Genomic DNA, 17520 nt, shown 5'->3' on the forward strand with positions numbered 1-17520 from the left:
TTTCGTGAATATTACTCAACACTATTATTGCCTTGCAGCAAAATATTTCGGCAGTGCACAATGGTATTTTCGTTTTCCCTTGCCGAGACTGATCGCAAATCCATCACCCCGCCTGAACATCGAACGGCTTGATTTCGCTCCAATCGGTCGACGTTGGGCGGCCCCTCTGAGGCAACGGTCCGGAGCCGAAGTCGACATCCTCCTCCTTGCCCGTGACCGAAGCGATGTGAGGCAAAACCCGACCCTTGGTCGCCCGCCAAACCGATTGACGGCGCTACCGGGAGGTGTAGACATTAGGAATTTCGAATAGACGAGATCCACCGTCCGGTGGGGCAAATTTCCAGGGGGTGCGCATGTCTGAACTGCAAGCGGGCCGCGCGGGCGCGAGCGCTCGTGACCTTGAGGCGACCGGAACCGGCAAGGGCAGCAAGGGCCCGACGCGGCGGCAGGCGCTGCTCGGCGGAGGGGCGGCGATGGCCGTTGCGGCCGGCATGCCCTTGAGCCTTGGCGGGCTTTCGCCCTCCCCGGCCCTCGCCAATGGCACGACGCCGCCGAACATCGTCTACATCATCGCCGACGATCTTGGCTTTGCCGATGTCGGCTTTCATGGCTCGGACATCAGGACGCCCAATCTCGACAGGCTCGCCGAAACGGGCGTGACCTTCGATGCATTCTACACCCAGCCGATGTGCACGCCGACGCGCGCCGCCTTCCTCACCGGCCGCTACCCCCTGCGCTACGGGCTGCAGACCGGGGTCATCCCCTCGCCCGGCTCCTACGGGCTGGCGCTCGACGAGTACCTCTTGTCTCAGGTCATGAAGGACGCCGGCTACAGGACCGCGCTCGTCGGCAAGTGGCATCTCGGCCATGCCAAGGTGGAATACTGGCCAAAACAGCGCGGCTTCGACAGCTTCTATGGCGCGCTGGTCGGCGAAATCGATCACTTCAAGCATTCCTCCCACGGCGTGAAGGACTGGTATCGGGAGAACAAGCCGCTTGAGGAAACCGGGTTCGACAACACGCTCTTCGGCGACGAGGCCGTGCGGGTGGTGGATGGGCACGATCCCGCAGCACCGCTGTTCCTCTATCTCGCCTTCACCGCGCCGCACACGCCGTTCCAGGCGCCCGAAGAATATCTCGACCGTTACAAGCACATTGCGGATGAAAACCGCCGTGCCTATGCGGCGATGATCTCCGTGCTCGACGATGGCATCGGCAAGCTGCTGGCGGCGCTTGAAAAGCGTGGCATGCGCGACAACACGCTGATCGTCTTTCACAGCGACAATGGCGGCGTGACAAGCTCGCTCTTTGCCGGCGACAGCAAGGTCAGCGGCGGATTGCCGGCGAGCAACGGCCCCTTGCGCGATGGCAAGGGCACGCTCTACGAGGGCGGCACCCGCGTCGCAGCGCTTGCCAATTGGCCCGAGAGGATCAAGCCGGGCAAGGTCGGCGGCATGGTCCATGTCGTCGACATGTACCCGACGCTGGCCGCGATCGCCGGCGCACCACTTGGCAAGAACAAGCCGCTCGACGGCATGAACCTCTGGCCGGCCCTGAGCGAAGGCAAGCCTTCGCCACGCGGGGAACTCGTCTACAATGTCGATCCGCTGGCCGGTGCGGTGCGCAAGGACAATTGGAAGCTCGTGTGGAAGGCGGCCCTGCCCTCCAGGCTGGAACTCTTCGACCTGGCCGCCGACCCGTCCGAGACCAGGGATCTTTCGGCGGACAACGGCGACAGGGTGCACGAACTTCAGGACTGGATCACCAGGCTTGCCGGCGAGATGGTCCAGCCGCTTCTTCTCATGGATGCCGCGCGGCTGACCTTCTACGCGCCGCCGGTCGTCGCCGACCCTGCAACGCTGTTCAGCCTGGGTGACTGACCATTGACGACAGGCCCGGCGCCTGGCCGCCTAAACCGGCGTCACCGATTTCACGCTGCCGGTGGTATCGACGATGCAGCTGTATTTGCGGCCGCCAGCGTCGAGGTCGACGCTGTAGGAGGTCGCGTCGAGCGCCCGCGAACTGGTCGGCAGCACCTTGGAGCTGTCGACCAGCGCTGCGCCGGCCGCGGCATGGGCGCAGAGCAGCTGCAGGTCGGCCGGCGCCGTCTGCAGGCTGGTGCGGGCCATGTCCTCCGGCTTGGGCGCGGACTGGCAGCCGCTGATCGCGGTCATGGCCGCCAGCGCCAGAACAAGGCCTTTCATACGCAATATCCCCTCGCTCACCACGTATCCTCCCCTTCGGATCTTCTATCCCTGTTCCTTCGAACGATCGGTCGCGCGAACCCCCGGGCGGCTGATCTCTAATGTCCCGGCGCTCGCAAGGCGCACCACCGGGCGGGCGACCCGCCTCATCCCTGCCGCCTCAAACGCCCTTGTAGAGCGCCGCCCCCTGCATCAGCACGATCACCTTGGCGCCGATCGCGATGCGCGAGTGCAGGTCAATGACGTCGTCGTTGTTCATGCGGATGCAGCCGGAGGAGACGTCGAGCCCGATCGTCCAGGGCTCCACCGTCCCGTGGATGCGGTAGATCGTGTCCTGGTCGCCCTCGTAGAGATAGAGCGCGCGGGCGCCGAGCGGATTGTCCGGCCCGCCGGGCATGCCGGCTGCCCATTTCGCCGCGTTCGGGTCGCGTGCCACCATTTCGGCAGGCGGCGTCCAGGTCGGCCATTCGGCCGTGCGACCGACGCGCACGATGCCGGCCCAGCCGAAACCTTCGCGGCCGACGCCGATGCCGTAGCGGATCGCCTGGCCGCCGGGCTGCACGAGGTAGAGGAAGTGCTGATTGCCGTCGATGATGATCGTGCCGGGCTGCTCCGCCGTGCGGAAGGTCACCACCTGGCGGCGGAAGGCCTCCGGCAACTGGTTGTTGCGGGCGAAATATTGCCGCGCTTTCTTCTTGTCGTAGTTCACCCACTTCTTGGTGCGGGCGTCGTAGATCTGCGTCTGCGCCCAAGCAGCGAGCGGGCCGAGGGCAAGGGCAGCGGCAAGCACCGCGACGCCGAGCTTGCGCCGGGTCCAAACGGGCTGACCGACGTGATCAAAGCCGTTGTCTTCAGAATGTCCGGTCATGGCTTGGCCCACCCGTCGATGCGCGCCGCATTGTCCTCGGCCCATTTCTTGGCATAGTCGGCCGGCGTCTGCCGCTCGACCTCCAGCGCGTAGCTCATCTTCGTCACTTCCTCCGGCGAGAAATCCACCTTCTCCAGGAACTTCGCCACGTCAGGGTGTTTCTTGCCGAAGGCGGTGGCATAGGCGATCTGGAAATGCGCCGCCTCCCAGGCCGTCGAGGCGCTGGACTTCGAGACCCAGAGCGGGTCGCTCGGCGGCAGGATCTTCCACTTGGCGGCATCGTGCGGCGGTTCTTCGAGCCGCGCGATCTGGTGCAACTCGAACACGTGATGCGGCGCGTAGCAGTAAAAGACCATCGGCCGGTCGGTCGCGACCGCGGCATCGACGGCCGCCATCGCCACCTCCTCTTCCGCCTCGAACAGCGTCAGCGTCTTGTCGTAGCCGTAGCCGGCCGCCCGCGCCCGCTCGATCCCGGTCGAAAGCCAGGTGGCAGCGCCGATCCACATCTCGCCCTTGCCGTCGCCGTCAGTGTCGAGGATCTTGGTCTTGTCAGGATTGCTGAGATCAGCCGCCGACTTGATCGTCTTGGCCGCTTCCGGCGTGGCGCAGAGCCCCTGCCAGGCCGGTACGCTGCGCTCGGTCAGTTGGCCGACACCCTTGTCGGTCACGTATTTGCGCACGACATCCTCGAAATTCGGCCGCCAGACTTCCGGCTGGATATCGACCGTACCCGTCTCGAAGCCGACGAAGGCATTGAGCGTGCCAAGCTCCTTGACCTCGGCGTCGAGACCGAATTTCTTGGCGATGCCCACCTTCAGGATATTGGCCGTTGCCTGGCCGGACGGCCAGTTCGGCATGGCGATCACCAGGTCGGCGGCCATGACCGGAAGGGCCACGGATGCGGCGAATATGGCAGCCAGCGCCGCTGGCAGAAACCTCGACTTTCCCTTCACAGTCCCCTCCGGCCTCGAGCAATCGATGCGAATGACGTCGTGAATGCGTATGTCGTGTTCCGGGCAACGCTGGAGCGTGCCGGTGCTCTGCACGTTTCCCTGGATCGCAGCCGACCGAAGGACAAACATGCAGTCATTCAAAGTGCTTCGGCCGCCTCTCGCGTCTCGTGGGACGCCCGGCGCCGCGCGTGAATGCGAAGCTTATCAATGCTTTGGCCCTCAGGCCCTGCCATTCCCCGTGCCGTAACCGGCATCTTCATTTCTGGCCGGCAGGATGCATAGAACGGCAGGCTTCGTCAACGTATTAGCTACACCGCACGTTGCATGGCCGGCCCGCCGATCGTTGAAGCGGAAGTGCCTGCTGGCTCGCAAGGGATTGCCTGCCGAAGGGCGCTCAGTGCCCGCTCTTTCTTGCCGGCTCGCTGTAGACGGGATGCGGCGGGCCGCACCCCCGGCCCGCCTGCCCGGCAACGACAGGGCATCTTCGCCCTGCCCGTCGCTCCATAAAGTCTCAGGCCGCCCGTGCGTCGCCTGCGCGGCGCCGGTCGCCAATTCCGCCCATCGCTGCCCCCGTGCCCGCCTCGCGCCGCTCGGCGCGGCGGTTCAGCTGGAAGCGGTTGACGAGGTCCGTCAGCCGCTGCGCGCCCTCGGCCAGCCGGACGCTGACATCGGCGGTGCGGTCCACCATGCCGGCGTTCTGCTGCGTCATGGCGTCGATGTCGTTGACGGCAAGGCTGATTTCCCCGAGGCCGGTCGTCTGTTCGGTCGCAGCCATTGCGATCGCCTCGATCCGCGTATCAATCGCGGCAACGAAATCTTCGATTTCCTTGAGCGCGTTGCCGGTGTCGCCAACGAGACGCACGCCTTCGGCCACTTCCGTCACCGAGTTGTGGATGAGATCCTTGATTTCCTTGGCGGCCTTGGCCGACCGCTGGGCAAGCTCGCGCACTTCCTGCGCCACGACGGCAAAGCCCTTGCCGGCATCACCCGCCCGCGCCGCCTCGACGCCGGCGTTGAGCGCCAAAAGGTTCGTCTGGAAGGCGATCTCGTCGATCACGCCGATGATCTGGCTGATCTCTTCGGACGCCGCCTTGATGCGCTGCATCGCGGTCACCGCATCACGAACCACGCCGGACGAAGCATGGGCGGACTGGCGCGCATTCTGCACGAGCGTCCGCGTCTGCTGCGTGTTTTCGGTGGAAGTGCGCACGGAAACGGTCGCCTGTTCCAGCGCCGCCGAGGTCTGCTCCAGGGCGCTTGCCTGCTGGCGCGTGCGCTCGGACAGGTGCTCGGCCGCATCCTTCATCTCTTTGCTGTTGTCGTTCAGTTCGCGGGTTTGGCGCAGCACCGCCGAGAGCGTCTCCTGGAACATGCCGATCGAGGTGTTGAAGTCGCGCCGGAGGCCTTCGAGCTCGCCGACAAAGGGCTCGTCCAGCGTCATGCGGATATTGCACTCGGCAAGGCGGCCGAGCCCGGCGCCGATCTCCCTGACCGCCAACACGCGATCGGAAACGTCGAGCGCGAACTTCACCACCTTCAGTACCCGCCCCGCATCGTCGAGGATCGGATTATAGGAGGCCTGGATGAAGACTTTTCGCCCACCCTTGCCGAGGCGCATGAACTGGTCGGTGGCAAAGCGCCCGGCCGAAAGATCGCGCCAGAAGGCCGCATAGTCGGGCGAGTGGGCGTAGTCCGGCTGGCAAAACATGGAGTGATGCCGGCCGACGATCTCATGGAGTTCGTACCCCATCGTCTTCAGGAAATTCTCGTTGGCGGTGATGATCTCGCCGGCAGGCGTGAACTCGATGATCGCCTGGGCCCGCGAAAGCGCGTCGATCTTGCCCTGGTCGTCCGTGCTCTTTGCCTTGGTCGCGGTGATGTCGGTCGCGAACTTCACCACCTTGTAAGGCGTCTTGCCCTTGAACACCGGATTGTAGGAGGCCTCGATCCAGATCTCGCGGCCACCTTTGCCGATGCGCTTGTACTGCTGGCGGTCATATTCGCCGCGCGCAAGCCGTGCCCAGAAGTCGCGATAGGCAGCCGACGCCGCCTCTTCCGGCTGCACGAAGATGCGGTGATGCCGGCCCACGATCTCCCTGAGCTCATAGCCCATGGCACGGCAGAAGTTCTCGTTGGCTGTCAGGATATTGCCGGTGAGATCGAATTCGATGATCGCCTGCGACCGGTTGATCGCATCGAGCATGGCTTTGGCATCGGACGAAAAAAGAGACGGCAGGCCAGTCATGGAGGGCGGGACCTATAGCTAACAAATCGAAAAGGGATACATGCGAATTGTAGCTATTCGTATGATAAATTCCTTAAGCGATTGTTTTCGAGTGCGATAGAACCCCTAAGATTGCAGTGCTTTTGCTCTCAGGCGGCCCCGGTCCCGATTGCGGGCTTCGCCCTGAAATCCCGCAGGGCGAAGTGACCGGCGACCAGCCAGATCAACAGTTCGAGCGCGAAGGTCCAGTGCAGCAGGAAGTTCAGATACCAGGGCCGATAGACCGCCTGGACATGCACCAGGTTCACCCGGAGATCGGCGAAGGGAAAGAACCAACGGATATCCGCCGCGATCGAATCCAGCACCAGATGCAGAAGCACGCTGATGAGCCCGACGCCGACGAGCACGAGCTGGTTGCGCCGTCCGGTGGCAATGAGGAGAAGCGCGATCGCCGCCGCCAGCACCAGCCAGAAAACGGGTGTGTGTACCCAGTAATCGTGATGCAGCGTGCGGCGCTGGTCGATCAGGTAGAAATAGGCAAGATCGAAATCCGGCAGAACGGAACAGACAAGCCCAGTACCCAAGATGGCGCGGGCCTGCGAGGGACTGCGGCGCGCAAAGGGGCGGCTCAGCAGATAGCCTGCCGGCAGATGGGCAATGAACAAGACCAGTTTCCTCCCGAAGCGCAATCACGCGATATCAGCGCCTCTCGCAGGCACAGTCGTGACGCGAATGCTTGAGGATTTGCAACCGATCATGTCGGATTCGTGGCCTCACAGCTATCGTGGCCAGCGGCACTACCAGTTACCGGGGTCCGCCGTGTGATCGGCGCTGGCGAATTCGTCCGCCTTCTCCCGGTCGAGCGTCAGGCTGGTGATATCCTTCGTTTCGTCAATGACGGTGTAGGAAAGCGGCGCCGGCTCGCGGGTCAGGTACTGGTACATCAGGAGCGCCGCCTCCTCGGCGCTATCGGCCTCGAACTCCCTGACGACGCTGACGGAGAACTTGTGCATGGCGAGACCTGCCCTTGCTCGTTTCGACCCACTTCGACCTGGTTAGGACATGGCGCGCCGGCGCGGAAGGTCAATGCGTCACCATCAATGGGTCACGGGCCCATCCGCCTTCTTCCAGGCGGCGATGCCGCCCTCGATATGGCAGGCGGTCGTGAGGCCGGCGGCCTGGGCCGCTTCCACCGCCATGGCGGAGCGCTCGCCGAAGGCGCAGTAAAAGACGATGCGCTTGCCCGTCGCCTCCGCCAACTCGTGCAGCACACCGCCGGCGGCGATGTTTTCTGCGAGATCCGGATAGGGCGCGTGCAGCGAGCCCGGAATGACGCCGTGCTTTTCCCGCTCGGCCTTTTCCCGGAGATCGACGAGCGCGATCTTCGCCCGGCCGCAAAGCACCAGCGCCTCCTTGGCCGAAAGCGCCCAGCCGCGGCGCGCAATCTCGTCCTGGTGCAGGCCGATATGGACGTTGGCCGGCACCGCGACATCCATCATCTTCGGGTTCGGCAGATTGAGGTTGTTCATCAGGTCGACATATTCGTCGACGGACTTCACCCGTAGGCGTGGGTTGAAGTGCTTCTCCTCGCCGATGGTCGAGACCGTGTCGCCCTTGTAGTCGTGTGCCGGATAGACGAGCGTCTCGTCCGGCAGCTTCAGGAGCTTGTTGAAGATCGAGTCATATTGCTGGCGCGGATCGCCGTTCTGGAAATCGGTGCGGCCCGTGCCGCGGATCAGCAGCGTGTCGCCGGTAAAGACCCGCCGGCCCATGTCGCCGCCCATCAGGAAGGAATAGGAATCGTCGGTGTGGCCGGGCGTGTAGAGCACGTCGAGACTCAGGCCCTCGATCGACACCCGGTCGCCCTCCGCCACCCGCATGGAAACGACGTCGGCCGCCGTCTGCTCGCCCATCACGGTGATGCAATGGGTCTGGTCGCGCAGCGCCCCGAGCCCCGTAATGTGGTCGGCATGCAGATGCGTATCGACGGCCTTGACCAACCGAAGGTCGAGTTCTCGAACAAGCTGAAGGTAGCGCTCGACCTTTTCCAGCACCGGATCGATGATCAACGCCTCGCCGCCCTGGCGGCTGGCGATCAGGTAGGTGTAGGTGCCCGACACGCTGTCGAACAATTGGCGGAAGATCATCGGCGGCTCCCTTTGCGGAGGATAACGCAGCTTCCTTTCGGCCTCGCGGCAAGCGACGGTGGACGCCCATCGTCTTAACGGTGAGGCTCCTCATCCTCGCGGTGAGGAGACGCCCCTCACCGCGGGGATGGGGGAGCATCCCTCAACGAGAGGATGCCCTCACCTCATGCCAGTTGCCCCGCCTCAGCCCTTCGGCTGCGGCACGATGCGGATATAGGGCTTTGGTGCCTTCCAGCCGTCCGGATAGACCTTGCGAGCATCGTCGTCGCTGACCGAGCCGGCAATGATCACGTCGTCGCCCTGCTTCCAGTTCACCGGCGTCGCCACCTTGTGCTTGGCCGTCAGCTGCAGGGAGTCGATGACGCGCAGCACTTCGTCGAAGTTGCGGCCGGTCGTCATCGGATAGATGAGGATCAGCTTGATCTTCTTGTCCGGGCCGACAACGAAGACGTTGCGCACCGTCTGGTTGTCGGCGGGCGTGCGCTGTGTCGGGTCGCCGGAAACCGGGGCCGGCAGCATGCCGTAGAGCTTCGACACGGTGTAGTCGACGTCGGCGATCATCGGGAAGTTCGGCGCATGGCCTTGGGTTTCCTCGATATCGGCGGCCCAGCCGGCGTGACGGTCGAGCGGATCGACCGAAAGACCGATGATCTTGACGCCGCGCCGGTCGAATTCCGGCTTGATGCGCGCCATGTAGCCGAGCTCGGTGGTGCAGACCGGCGTAAAGTCCTTCGGATGCGAGAAAAGCACGGCCCAGGAGTCGCCGATCCAGTCGTGAAACCGGATCGTGCCGTCGGTCGTTCCGACCTCGAAGTCCGGTGCGAGGTCATTGATTGCAAGCGTCACGATACCCTCCAATTGTGTGCGAGCGCCGCGCCCGTCCGGGCGCGATGGGAGCGCTCTATTTTCTTGACAGCGCCGCATCCGGCAGGGCGCCGACAGGCCGCTGTAACTCTCTGCTTTCTTCCATTGTTCACGCTCCGACGGCAAACGGCCGGAGCAAAAATTCCTTTAGAAAATCAAGATATTACAGTAGCCCTGGACCGTGCCGGGGAGCCCGGCGCCAAAGCGCGATGCACAGTGTGCCACTTTTGCCGTTGAAGGCAACCGGAAAGACGCGCCATTGCAACGCTCGGGTTGCGCTCCGGCCGCATATACATGGCGTTCGGCCCGGAAGCTCTAGCCCTCGCGCAGCAGCGCGCCGAACGTCGCGAGATCGACATTGCCGCCGCTGATCAGAATGCCCACTCTTTGCCCGGCACAAGGCAACACGCCCTGCAGCACGGCGGCCGCCGCCAGGCACCCGGTCGGCTCGACGATGATCTTCATGCGCTCGGCAAAGAAGCGCATGGTCTCGACCAGCTGGGCGTCGCTCACGGTGACGATCTCTCGGACCTCGCGCCGGAGGATCGGAAAATTGTGCTCGCCGATGTGGTTGGTCAATGCGCCGTCGGCGATCGATTTCGGCACCGGGATATGGACGATTTCACCCTTCCTGAGCGATTGCTGGCCGTCATTGCCCGCCTCCGGCTCGACGCCGATGACGACCGCACCCGGCGAACGCGCCTGAGCGCTGAGCGCGGACCCGGCGAGCAGCCCGCCGCCGCCGAGCGGCGTGACGATCAGGTCGAGTTCGCCCACCTCCTCGATCAGTTCCAGAACCGCGGTACCCTGCCCCGCTATGACCTCGGGATGGTCGAACGGCGGAATGAGGACGGCATCGCGCTCGGCCGCAAGCTTGGCGCTGATGGCCGACCGGTCTTCGGTGTAGCGATCGTAGAACACCACATCGGCGCCATAGCCGCGGGTCGCAGCCACCTTCATTTCGGGCGCATCCTTCGGCATCACGATCGTCGCGGCGACACCCTGCAGCCGCGCGGCATAGGCAATCGCCTGCGCATGGTTGCCGGACGAGAAGGCAACGACGCCCCGCTTCTGGCCGCCGTGCTGCAAGGCTGCGATCGCGTTGTAGGCGCCGCGGAGTGGGCAACCCTTCGGTGTGGCGGTGTGGCCTTCATGAGATCCCTTCGCATCCATCCCCAGCTTCACGACGTGTTCGGCAAGGAGCAGCCGCCGGCCTATCTGCTGGCGATCCTCCTGTTCGGCCTTGGCGTCGCCGCAGCCTTTGCCCTCTGGTCCTGCCCGCTTCTTGTCGCCTTGCTATGAGTGGGCGCCGCCAGGGCGCAAGCAGCTAACCGTAACGCGCGGCCATGGACGCCGCGCCGGACACATCGCTGCGTTCCCGCGCAGGCGGGGACCACTCCATGACCGCTTCGCGCCGCTAGCCGGCGACCTTACCGGCGGCGAGCATGATCTCGCGCGTCGTCGGGAAGATGCCGATCTCCTCCGGCCCGAAGCGCGCCTCGGTCTCGCTCCACTGCACTATGCCGGCTGCATCGATCAGAAAGTGGCCGACAAGCTGCGTGCCGTGCTCGGCGTAGATGCGGCTGTCGGTCTCGTCGGGCTCGAATCCGTCCTTGGCATTGAGCAGATCATTGGCCTGCATCGGCTGCACCGCTTGCGGCAATTCGCCCGTGGGGTTGATGCGCGCCGCTTCGAAATCGGCCAGCCTCGCACGATAGGGCCATTGCGGCGGCTCGTCGCTTTCGGGCGAAAGGAATACGCCGTGCGGCACGCCGAAATCCCGATGCGTCCGACATTCCGGATCCGAGAGGAGCGTGACCGGTGTCGGCTGATAGCGGAAGTAGAGGCGCGCGCGTTCCACCGGCGTGTTGACGACTGCCAACGTCTCCACGCCGACGGCGCGAAGAGCTGGCTCGACAGCGGAAAACTGCCGGAGCTGACGGCGGCAGAAGGGGCAATGCAATCCGCGGAACAGGCCGATCAGAAACGGACGTCCGCTCAGGCTTGCAAGCGAGATCGGCACATCGCGATTGGCGCTCGCAAGCATGAAGTCGGGAGCCGGCTCTCCCGGCTGCAACGGCCGTGCCCTCGGTTCTGCCATCGGCCTCGCCTCCTGATTACGCCGCTCTTCGGCAAACCCTCGAAAATCGATCCCGGCTCGGACACGCCGGCCGCGCGACCGTCACCGCCGCCCCTTTGCGCGTGGCTACCTCGCGCCTGTGGCGGCGCCGACAGGACTATAGCGGAGATGGCAGCGCCACACTACAGCACCGCAAGACGCGCAGCAGTCGCTGAAGCACTTTGAACTGATGCAGGTTTTTCCTTGGGCCGGATAGGATTCAAGAAGACAAGCACTCGCGGATGGCCGTCCTAGCCGCGCAACACCCTGGCAAGTGCCGCAACACCCTTCCCGATCTTGGAGACGTCGAGGCTGGCATAACCCATGAGGACCCCTGCCCGGTCCGGTCGGTGGCCGGCTTCGCAATCCGCATAGAGCGGTGAGACCTGATAGAGACCGATACCCGCCGCCCGCGCCCGCGCGATCAGCGCACCTTCCTCTGCCTTTTCCAGCCGATCGAACCAGACGACGACGTGCAACCCGGCATCGGCGCCCGTTATCGTCACCTGGTCGCCAAGCTCAGCCTTGAGCGCTGCAAGCAACGCCGTACGGCGGCGGCCGTTGCTGCGTCGGTTCCGCCGGATATGGCGCTCATAGGCGCCACTGGCGATCATCTCTGCCAGCGCCTCCTGATCGAGACTTGGCGAATGGCGGTCGACCAGCTGCTTGGCGGCCGCAAAGGCCGGGTAGAGCGGCGGCGGCACGACGAGATAGCCGAGCCGGAGCATCGGCGACAGGCTCTTGGAGATCGTGCCGAGGTAAAGCACATTCTCCGCATGGGCCATGGTCTGCAGCGGCGGGATCGGCCGGATGTCGTAGCGATATTCGCCGTCGTAATCGTCCTCGATCACATAGGCGCCCGTTCGCCCCGACCAGGAGAGAAGCTCCTGGCGGCGCCGGGCCGAGAGCACACTGCCGAGCGGAAACTGATGCGAGGGCGTGACATAGGCGAGCCTGACGGCGTCGAGCCCTGCAAGCGCCTCGGTCCGCAGCCCCTCCTCGTCGACGGCAATCGGAACCACCTCGGCGCCGGCCGCCGCAAAAACCCGGCGTGCCATGACATAGCCGGGGTCCTCCACCGCGACCCGGTCGCCGGGATCGACAAGCACGCGGGCGGCAAGATCCAGCCCCTGCTGCGAGCCGTTGACGATGACGATTTGCTGGGGCTCGCACCGGAGCCCCCGTGCCCGCCAGAGATAGGCCTGGAGTGCCGTGCGCAGGTGCGCGGACCCGCCAGGGTCATCATAGGCAAGGCGCGGCTGCCGGCGGCGCAGAGCCGCATTGACCGACCGCCGCCAGGCCTGTGCCGGGAAATCGGGCGCCGACAGATCGCCATAGCGAAAATCGGCGATCAGCGCATCGGATTGGGGCGGCGCCCAGACCGGCCCTTCCGCAAGGGTGGCTCCAAAACGCGAAAGGCGAACGGGTGTCGCCGGCAATGACACCGCCCCTGAAGGTGTCCCTTCAGCAAGCGGCTTGACGGTCTGCTGATCATGCAACAGAGCCACCCTGGAAGGCGCGCCCTGTCGGCTCTCCAGAAACCCCTCCGATAGAAGCTGTTCGTAGGCCGCCGTCACGGTGGTGCGCGACACGCCGAGCTCGGCCGCCAGCGCCCGCGTCGACGGCAACCGGTCCTTAGGACCGTAGGTGCCCGCAAGGATCTGCGCCTTCAGCGCCCCATAAATCCGCCGGGTGGTCCCGCCCCTGGGCTTATCCTTTTCCGTTACCAACTGGCCCACTCATTTATGCAGGAACTGGATATTCTTGTCCGTCCAGTTTGCATCTATGAAACGGGGAGCACAAGGAGCGAGATCATGTACACACCCCCGGCCTTCAAGGAAGAGACGCTCAGCGTGCTGCACGCGATCATCGAGGCCGCGTCTCTTTCGACCCTCGTCACCGCAACGGCCGACGGTCTGATTGCCACCCCGCTGCCGCTGCTGCTCAATCGGGGCGAGGGCCCTTACGGCACGCTCTACGGCCACCTCGCCCGCGCCAACCCACAAGCAACGACGCCGGCGATCGGTGCCGCCATGGCGACCTTCATGGGTCCGGACGCCTATGTCACGCCCTCCTGGTATGCCTCCAAGCAAGAGCACGGAAAGGTCGTCCCGACGTGGAACTACTCGGCCGTGCACGCCTATGGCGAAGTCGAATTCTTCACCGACGAGGACCGGCTTCTCGATGTCGTCACGAGATTGACCAATCGCCACGAAACGGCCCACGCCGAACCCTGGCAGGTGAGCGATGCGCCCGCCGCCTTCGTCAAGGCCCAGCTCCGCGGCATCGTCGGCCTCAGGCTGCCGATAGAGCGCCTCGACGGCAAGCGGAAGTTCAGCCAGAACCGCAGTGCCGAGGACAGGGAAGGCGTTGCCGCCGGGCTTGCGGCCAGCGCCCGGCCGGAGGATCGGCTCGTCGCCAAGGAGATACCGGTCTGACGCTCGACGGACGCCCCGCCGCGACGCCCGTCGCCTCTCGACCTGTCCGATGAGGCGCTGCCATTTTCCTTCAACTTTCCCGCGCAAAACCTTACAACGACTCCCGAAAGAGGCCGCGCACCAGCAGACGAGGTATAACCCACATGCCATCGCTCGACATTCTCCTCACCTTCTTCGTCACCACGGCGATCTTCGCCTATATCCCGGGCCCCGCGATGCTCTATGCGGCCGCGCAGACCATGGCGCGTGGCCGCTTCGCCGGGCTCATGGCCTCGCTCGGCATCCATCTCGGCGGCTATGTGCACGTCTTTGCTGCGGCTGCCGGTCTTTCGATCCTGTTTCATGCGGTGCCGACGCTCTATCTCGCGGTGAAGCTTGCGGGTGCAGCCTATCTCGTCTGGCTGGGCTTCACGCTGATGCGCGCCAAGGCAAGCGGCGATGGCAACGGCCACATGCCTCAGGTCGAGGCAAAGTCGGCCCGTCGCGCCTTCTTCGAAAGCATCACCGTCGAGGTGCTGAACCCGAAGACGGCGATCTTCTTCGTCGCCTTCCTGCCGCAGTTCACCGATGCCTCCGCCGCCTTCCCGGTCTGGGTGCAGTTCCTGCTGCTCGGCACCGTCGTCAACCTGATGTTCTCCTCCGCCGATCTCGTCTGCGTGTTTCTCGCCGATGCGGTCGTCGTCAAGATGCGCCGCTCCACCCGGGCGCAGCGCCTGTTGCAGCGCGCCGGCGGCACGGTGCTGATCGGGCTTGGCGCCCACCTCGCCTGGCAGCGGACCTGAGGCCGGCGCCGACGGGGGCCAAGCCCCCCGAAACCCACCTTGCACGCGTGCGGCGAGCCGCTATCATGCCCCCGAGGGTCATCGGGGGATACGCGCATGGGAGAAGGCGGCCAACGGATTCGCACCAGCGGCGCGGACATCCTCGTCGACACGCTGCTCGCAAACGACGTTGACGTCTGTTTTGCCAATCCCGGCACGTCGGAAATGCACTTCGTCGCGGCTCTCGACCGCAAGCCGGAGATGCGCTGCATTCTCGGCCTTTCCGAAGGCGTCGTCACCGGTGCCGCCGATGGTTTTGCGCGCATGGCCGGCCGCCCGGCCGTGACCCTGCTGCACACCGGCCCCGGCCTCGCCAACAGCCTTGCCAACCTGCACAATGCGCGTCGCGCACGCACACCCGTCATCAACGTCGTCGGCGACCATGCCTCCTACCATCTTGCGCTCGATGCACCGCTGACCAGCGATATCGAGGGACTGGCCCGCCCGATGTCGAACTGGGTGCGGCGGGCGAAAGATCCCTCCGACGTGGGGCCGACGGCGGCGGAAGCCTATCGCGCATCGTTGACGCCACCGGGTGTCGCCACGATGATCCTGCCGGCAGACGCGTCCTGGGGCGCGTTCTCCACCGAGGCGCCAGCGCAGAAGGTGCTCCTCGATACGCCCCAGCCTGCGAGCCCCGAGACGGTGCGCGAAATTGCCCGCCTCATCCGTGCGAATCCTGCGGGGGTCGCCATGGTCTTGAGCGGCGCTGCCGCAAAGGCAGAGAGCCTCGCTATCGCCGGGCGGATCGCGGCGGCCTGCAATATCCAGCTTTTCAACGAGGTGCTTGTCGCCCACACCCATCGGGGTCGTGGACGGGTGGCGCCGCGGCGCATCCCCTACCCAATCGACATGGCGCTGGAGGCACTGCGCGACGTCAAGGTTCTGATCCTCGTCGGCGCACCGGAGCCGGTGGCTTTCTTCGCCTATCCGGGAAAGCCCGGCCGTCTGGTGCCAGAAGGCTGCACGGTCACAACACTTGGCCGCCACGGTGAGGACCTCAAGGCGACGCTCGAAGCACTGCGCGACGAACTCGGCATCAGCCCGACCCACCCGCTTCCCGCGGCAGGCGTACCCATCGATGAGGGCGAACCTTCCGGCACGTTGACGGAAGACGCGGTCGCCGTCATCGTCGCCCACAAGGTGCCGGAAAACGCCATCGTCTGCGACGAGGCGGCGACTTCCGCCCGCCGCTTCTTCGCCCTCTCCGCCTTCTCGGCCCCCCACGACTTCATCATGCAAAGCGGCGGCGCCATCGGCGAAGGCATCCCGCTTTCGATCGGGGCCGCGATCGCCTGTCCCGAACGCAAGGTGATCTGCCTGCAGGCCGATGGCTGCGCCATGTACAATATCCAGGGCCTGTGGACCCAGGCGCGCGAAAATCTCGACATCGTCACCGTCATCTTTTCCAACCGGACCTACGCGATCCTGCACGCAGAAATGCGCAATGTCGGCGTCGAGGAGATCGGCACCAACGCGCGCCGCATGCTGAACCTCGATCAGCCCGCACTCGACTGGGTCTCGCTCGCCCGCGGCTTCGGCGTCGAAGCCGCCGTCGCCACATCCTGCGAGGCCTTTGCCGCGCTCTTCGACGCCGCCCTGTCGCGCCGCGGACCGTTCCTGATCGAGGCGCGCCTCGTGTAATTATCCATGTCGTTTTTGCGCTGAGTCGAAGCCCGGCGTGCCGCGAAAATCATGCCCCGGATTTCCGCACTTCGCTTGCGCCCAATCGCGGAAATCACAGGGCAAGGCATTGATTGAAATAGATATTTCACAAAAATTCGGCCGCAAACTTGCGCCCGGGGACTTCTCGCTTATATTAGCGACGCCCTAGGTTCGCGCTCATCTGTCCGAGTCGCATTTCAGTTTTGGGCCCCCTTCAACCGACAATGTTCTTTGTCGGTGGACCAACGAAGGAGACACTTCATGTCCTTTAAGAAAGACCTAACCAAGGCCCCCGGCGCATCTCTGTCCCGCGTCAATATCGGAGCCACCATCAAGCAATCGCGTGAAACCGCCGGCTATTCGGTCGACGATCTCTCGGTAACGACTGGCCTGACGGAAATTGAAATCTCAAAGATCGAGCTTGGCGCCGATACCGATCCCGCCAAGCTGCAGCGCATCGCCGCCGCATTGCAGGTCTCGCCGCAGACCTTTAACGCCGCCTGACAAGCGGCGGCGGTGCGCCAAAGACAAGCGCGCCGCCGCCTTCCTCCCACCCCATCCGCCAGCGATCCGGTCGCAACCGCCCGAAGCCGCCACGGCGAAGCGGGCAGCCCCATCTCCAGCGCCCCGCCCCTTGGCGATGAACGCCGCGCCGGTTCAAAAAGAGAAAAATTATCGGACGAAAAGCTTGGCATTCCAGGTTCGTAGCCTGGTCCGCACAAGCACCGGCAATCGCGATTCCGGAGATTTTTGTTGATCTGAAAAAAGTATCGCCTATATATCGTCGCATCGAATATTGCTTGTGACCTTTGACGAAGCGCTTCCGCGCGGCCAGATTTCCTCTCAAATATCGATTACGGCCGGTAGACCATCTTCCGGATAACTCAACGAATGAAAGGAAATCATCATGGCTTCAGGCACCGTAAAGTGGTTCAACAGCACCAAGGGCTTTGGCTTCATTCAGCCGGATGACGGCAGCACCGACGTGTTCGTGCATATCTCTGCTGTAGAACGCGCTGGCATGCGCTCGCTCGCCGAAGGCCAGAAGGTCACCTTCGACGTCGTCGCCGACCGTCGCACCGGCAAGAGCTCGGCTGACAACCTCAGAACGGCATGATTTGTCATTCGCTCTCCTCTGACCACGGATGTACTGGCAGGGAAGCGCTTGAATGACGGGAAGAGGTCGGGGAAACAGCCCGACCTTTTTGCGTCTATGG

The 17520-nt window shown here is 64.3% G+C and carries 18 protein-coding genes; 7 read left to right on the forward strand and 11 right to left on the reverse strand.

The genetic code is table 11. From position 1 onward, the window contains the following. The first annotated feature begins 353 nt into the window (after nt 1-353). The gene (locus LAC81_RS10990; RefSeq protein ID WP_223724808.1) at nt 354-1880 is read left to right on the forward strand and encodes an arylsulfatase B; all 1527 of its coding nucleotides are present in this window, start codon (nt 354-356) and stop codon (nt 1878-1880) included. Between the two features lie 30 nt (nt 1881-1910). Here the strand turns inward: LAC81_RS10990 and LAC81_RS10995 are convergent, their stop codons facing one another. The 9 genes from LAC81_RS10995 to LAC81_RS11035 all read right to left on the reverse strand — a co-directional run bounded on the left by LAC81_RS10995 (nt 1911) and on the right by LAC81_RS11035 (nt 10433). After that, nucleotides 1911-2204, reverse strand: a complete 294-nt coding sequence (locus LAC81_RS10995; protein WP_223724809.1) for a hypothetical protein — start codon at nt 2202-2204, stop codon at nt 1911-1913. A gap of 160 nt (nt 2205-2364) precedes the next feature. Next, nucleotides 2365-3072, reverse strand: a complete 708-nt coding sequence (locus tag LAC81_RS11000) for a L,D-transpeptidase (RefSeq protein ID WP_223724810.1) — start codon at nt 3070-3072, stop codon at nt 2365-2367. Continuing rightward, nucleotides 3069-3953 (reverse strand): glycine betaine ABC transporter substrate-binding protein, encoded by an 885-nt coding sequence (locus LAC81_RS11005; RefSeq protein ID WP_223727806.1) that lies wholly within the window; start codon nt 3951-3953, stop codon nt 3069-3071. The genes LAC81_RS11000 and LAC81_RS11005 overlap by 4 nt, the downstream gene beginning before the upstream one ends. 583 nt (nt 3954-4536) lie before the next feature. Further along, nucleotides 4537-6228 carry a methyl-accepting chemotaxis protein gene (locus tag LAC81_RS11010; protein ID WP_223724811.1) on the reverse strand — a complete coding sequence of 564 codons (1692 nt, stop codon included), beginning with the start codon at nt 6226-6228 and terminating at the stop codon, nt 4537-4539. 170 nt (nt 6229-6398) lie between these two features. Continuing rightward, nucleotides 6399-6914, reverse strand: a complete 516-nt coding sequence (locus LAC81_RS11015) for a metal-dependent hydrolase (RefSeq protein WP_223724812.1) — start codon at nt 6912-6914, stop codon at nt 6399-6401. Between the two features lie 132 nt (nt 6915-7046). Beyond that, the gene (locus tag LAC81_RS11020; RefSeq protein WP_223724813.1) at nt 7047-7262 is read right to left on the reverse strand and encodes a hypothetical protein; all 216 of its coding nucleotides are present in this window, start codon (nt 7260-7262) and stop codon (nt 7047-7049) included. An 84-nt stretch (nt 7263-7346) separates the two neighbouring features. Next, nucleotides 7347-8396 carry an MBL fold metallo-hydrolase gene (locus LAC81_RS11025; RefSeq protein ID WP_223724814.1) on the reverse strand — a complete coding sequence of 350 codons (1050 nt, stop codon included), beginning with the start codon at nt 8394-8396 and terminating at the stop codon, nt 7347-7349. Between the two features lie 183 nt (nt 8397-8579). Further along, a complete protein-coding gene (locus tag LAC81_RS11030) occupies nt 8580-9242 on the reverse strand; it encodes a peroxiredoxin (RefSeq protein WP_113538948.1) in 663 nt (220 codons plus the stop codon). A 333-nt stretch (nt 9243-9575) separates the two neighbouring features. Continuing rightward, nucleotides 9576-10433 carry a pyridoxal-phosphate dependent enzyme gene (locus LAC81_RS11035; RefSeq protein WP_223724815.1) on the reverse strand — a complete coding sequence of 286 codons (858 nt, stop codon included), beginning with the start codon at nt 10431-10433 and terminating at the stop codon, nt 9576-9578. Here LAC81_RS11035 and LAC81_RS11040 point away from each other — a divergent pair. Then, nucleotides 10413-10562: a hypothetical protein gene (locus LAC81_RS11040; protein WP_223724816.1), complete on the forward strand. Its 150-nt coding sequence runs from the start codon at nt 10413-10415 to the stop codon at nt 10560-10562. The genes LAC81_RS11035 and LAC81_RS11040 overlap by 21 nt on opposite strands. 115 nt (nt 10563-10677) lie before the next feature. On the opposite strand, the gene LAC81_RS11045 is transcribed toward LAC81_RS11040, so the two are convergent. Next, on the reverse strand, nt 10678-11361 hold the full coding sequence (locus LAC81_RS11045) for a peroxiredoxin-like family protein (RefSeq protein WP_223724817.1): 684 nt from the start codon (nt 11359-11361) through the stop codon (nt 10678-10680). A gap of 269 nt (nt 11362-11630) precedes the next feature. Beyond that, nucleotides 11631-13109: a PLP-dependent aminotransferase family protein gene (locus LAC81_RS11050; RefSeq protein WP_223724818.1), complete on the reverse strand. Its 1479-nt coding sequence runs from the start codon at nt 13107-13109 to the stop codon at nt 11631-11633. 84 nt (nt 13110-13193) lie between these two features. On the opposite strand from LAC81_RS11050, the gene LAC81_RS11055 reads away from it, so the two are divergent. The 5 genes from LAC81_RS11055 to LAC81_RS11075 all read left to right on the forward strand — a co-directional run bounded on the left by LAC81_RS11055 (nt 13194) and on the right by LAC81_RS11075 (nt 17420). Beyond that, complete coding sequence (locus LAC81_RS11055; RefSeq protein ID WP_223724819.1) at nt 13194-13817, forward strand: FMN-binding negative transcriptional regulator; 624 nt, start codon at nt 13194-13196, stop codon at nt 13815-13817. A 143-nt stretch (nt 13818-13960) separates the two neighbouring features. Beyond that, the gene (locus LAC81_RS11060; RefSeq protein ID WP_223724820.1) at nt 13961-14599 is read left to right on the forward strand and encodes a LysE family translocator; all 639 of its coding nucleotides are present in this window, start codon (nt 13961-13963) and stop codon (nt 14597-14599) included. A gap of 96 nt (nt 14600-14695) precedes the next feature. Then, a complete protein-coding gene (locus LAC81_RS11065; protein ID WP_223724821.1) occupies nt 14696-16282 on the forward strand; it encodes an acetolactate synthase large subunit in 1587 nt (528 codons plus the stop codon). Between the two features lie 282 nt (nt 16283-16564). Continuing rightward, complete coding sequence (locus LAC81_RS11070) at nt 16565-16807, forward strand: helix-turn-helix domain-containing protein (RefSeq protein WP_113536009.1); 243 nt, start codon at nt 16565-16567, stop codon at nt 16805-16807. A gap of 403 nt (nt 16808-17210) precedes the next feature. Next, nucleotides 17211-17420 (forward strand): cold-shock protein, encoded by a 210-nt coding sequence (locus LAC81_RS11075; RefSeq protein WP_113536010.1) that lies wholly within the window; start codon nt 17211-17213, stop codon nt 17418-17420. The last annotated feature ends 100 nt before the right edge of the window (nt 17421-17520 follow it).

Origin of the sequence: Ensifer adhaerens (assembly GCF_020035535.1) — a bacterium.
GTDB lineage: Bacteria > Pseudomonadota > Alphaproteobacteria > Rhizobiales > Rhizobiaceae > Ensifer.

Excerpts from the sequence above, each read along its gene's own strand:
- LAC81_RS10990 (WP_223724808.1), top strand. The coding sequence starts at position 354 with ATGTCTGAACTGCAAGCGGGCCGCGCGGGCGCGAGCGCTCGTGACCTT.
- LAC81_RS10995 (WP_223724809.1), bottom strand. The coding sequence starts at position 2,204 with ATGAAAGGCCTTGTTCTGGCGCTGGCGGCCATGACCGCGATCAGCGGC.
- LAC81_RS11000 (WP_223724810.1), bottom strand. The coding sequence starts at position 3,072 with ATGACCGGACATTCTGAAGACAACGGCTTTGATCACGTCGGTCAGCCC.
- LAC81_RS11005 (WP_223727806.1), bottom strand. The coding sequence starts at position 3,953 with ATGGCCGCCGACCTGGTGATCGCCATGCCGAACTGGCCGTCCGGCCAG.
- LAC81_RS11010 (WP_223724811.1), bottom strand. The coding sequence starts at position 6,228 with ATGCTCGATGCGATCAACCGGTCGCAGGCGATCATCGAATTCGATCTC.
- LAC81_RS11020 (WP_223724813.1), bottom strand. The coding sequence starts at position 7,262 with ATGCACAAGTTCTCCGTCAGCGTCGTCAGGGAGTTCGAGGCCGATAGC.
- LAC81_RS11025 (WP_223724814.1), bottom strand. The coding sequence starts at position 8,396 with ATGATCTTCCGCCAATTGTTCGACAGCGTGTCGGGCACCTACACCTAC.
- LAC81_RS11040 (WP_223724816.1), top strand. The coding sequence starts at position 10,413 with ATGAGATCCCTTCGCATCCATCCCCAGCTTCACGACGTGTTCGGCAAG.
- LAC81_RS11035 (WP_223724815.1), bottom strand. The coding sequence starts at position 10,433 with ATGGATGCGAAGGGATCTCATGAAGGCCACACCGCCACACCGAAGGGT.
- LAC81_RS11045 (WP_223724817.1), bottom strand. The coding sequence starts at position 11,361 with ATGGCAGAACCGAGGGCACGGCCGTTGCAGCCGGGAGAGCCGGCTCCC.
- LAC81_RS11055 (WP_223724819.1), top strand. The coding sequence starts at position 13,194 with ATGTACACACCCCCGGCCTTCAAGGAAGAGACGCTCAGCGTGCTGCAC.
- LAC81_RS11060 (WP_223724820.1), top strand. The coding sequence starts at position 13,961 with ATGCCATCGCTCGACATTCTCCTCACCTTCTTCGTCACCACGGCGATC.
- LAC81_RS11065 (WP_223724821.1), top strand. The coding sequence starts at position 14,696 with ATGGGAGAAGGCGGCCAACGGATTCGCACCAGCGGCGCGGACATCCTC.
- LAC81_RS11070 (WP_113536009.1), top strand. The coding sequence starts at position 16,565 with ATGTCCTTTAAGAAAGACCTAACCAAGGCCCCCGGCGCATCTCTGTCC.
- LAC81_RS11075 (WP_113536010.1), top strand. The coding sequence starts at position 17,211 with ATGGCTTCAGGCACCGTAAAGTGGTTCAACAGCACCAAGGGCTTTGGC.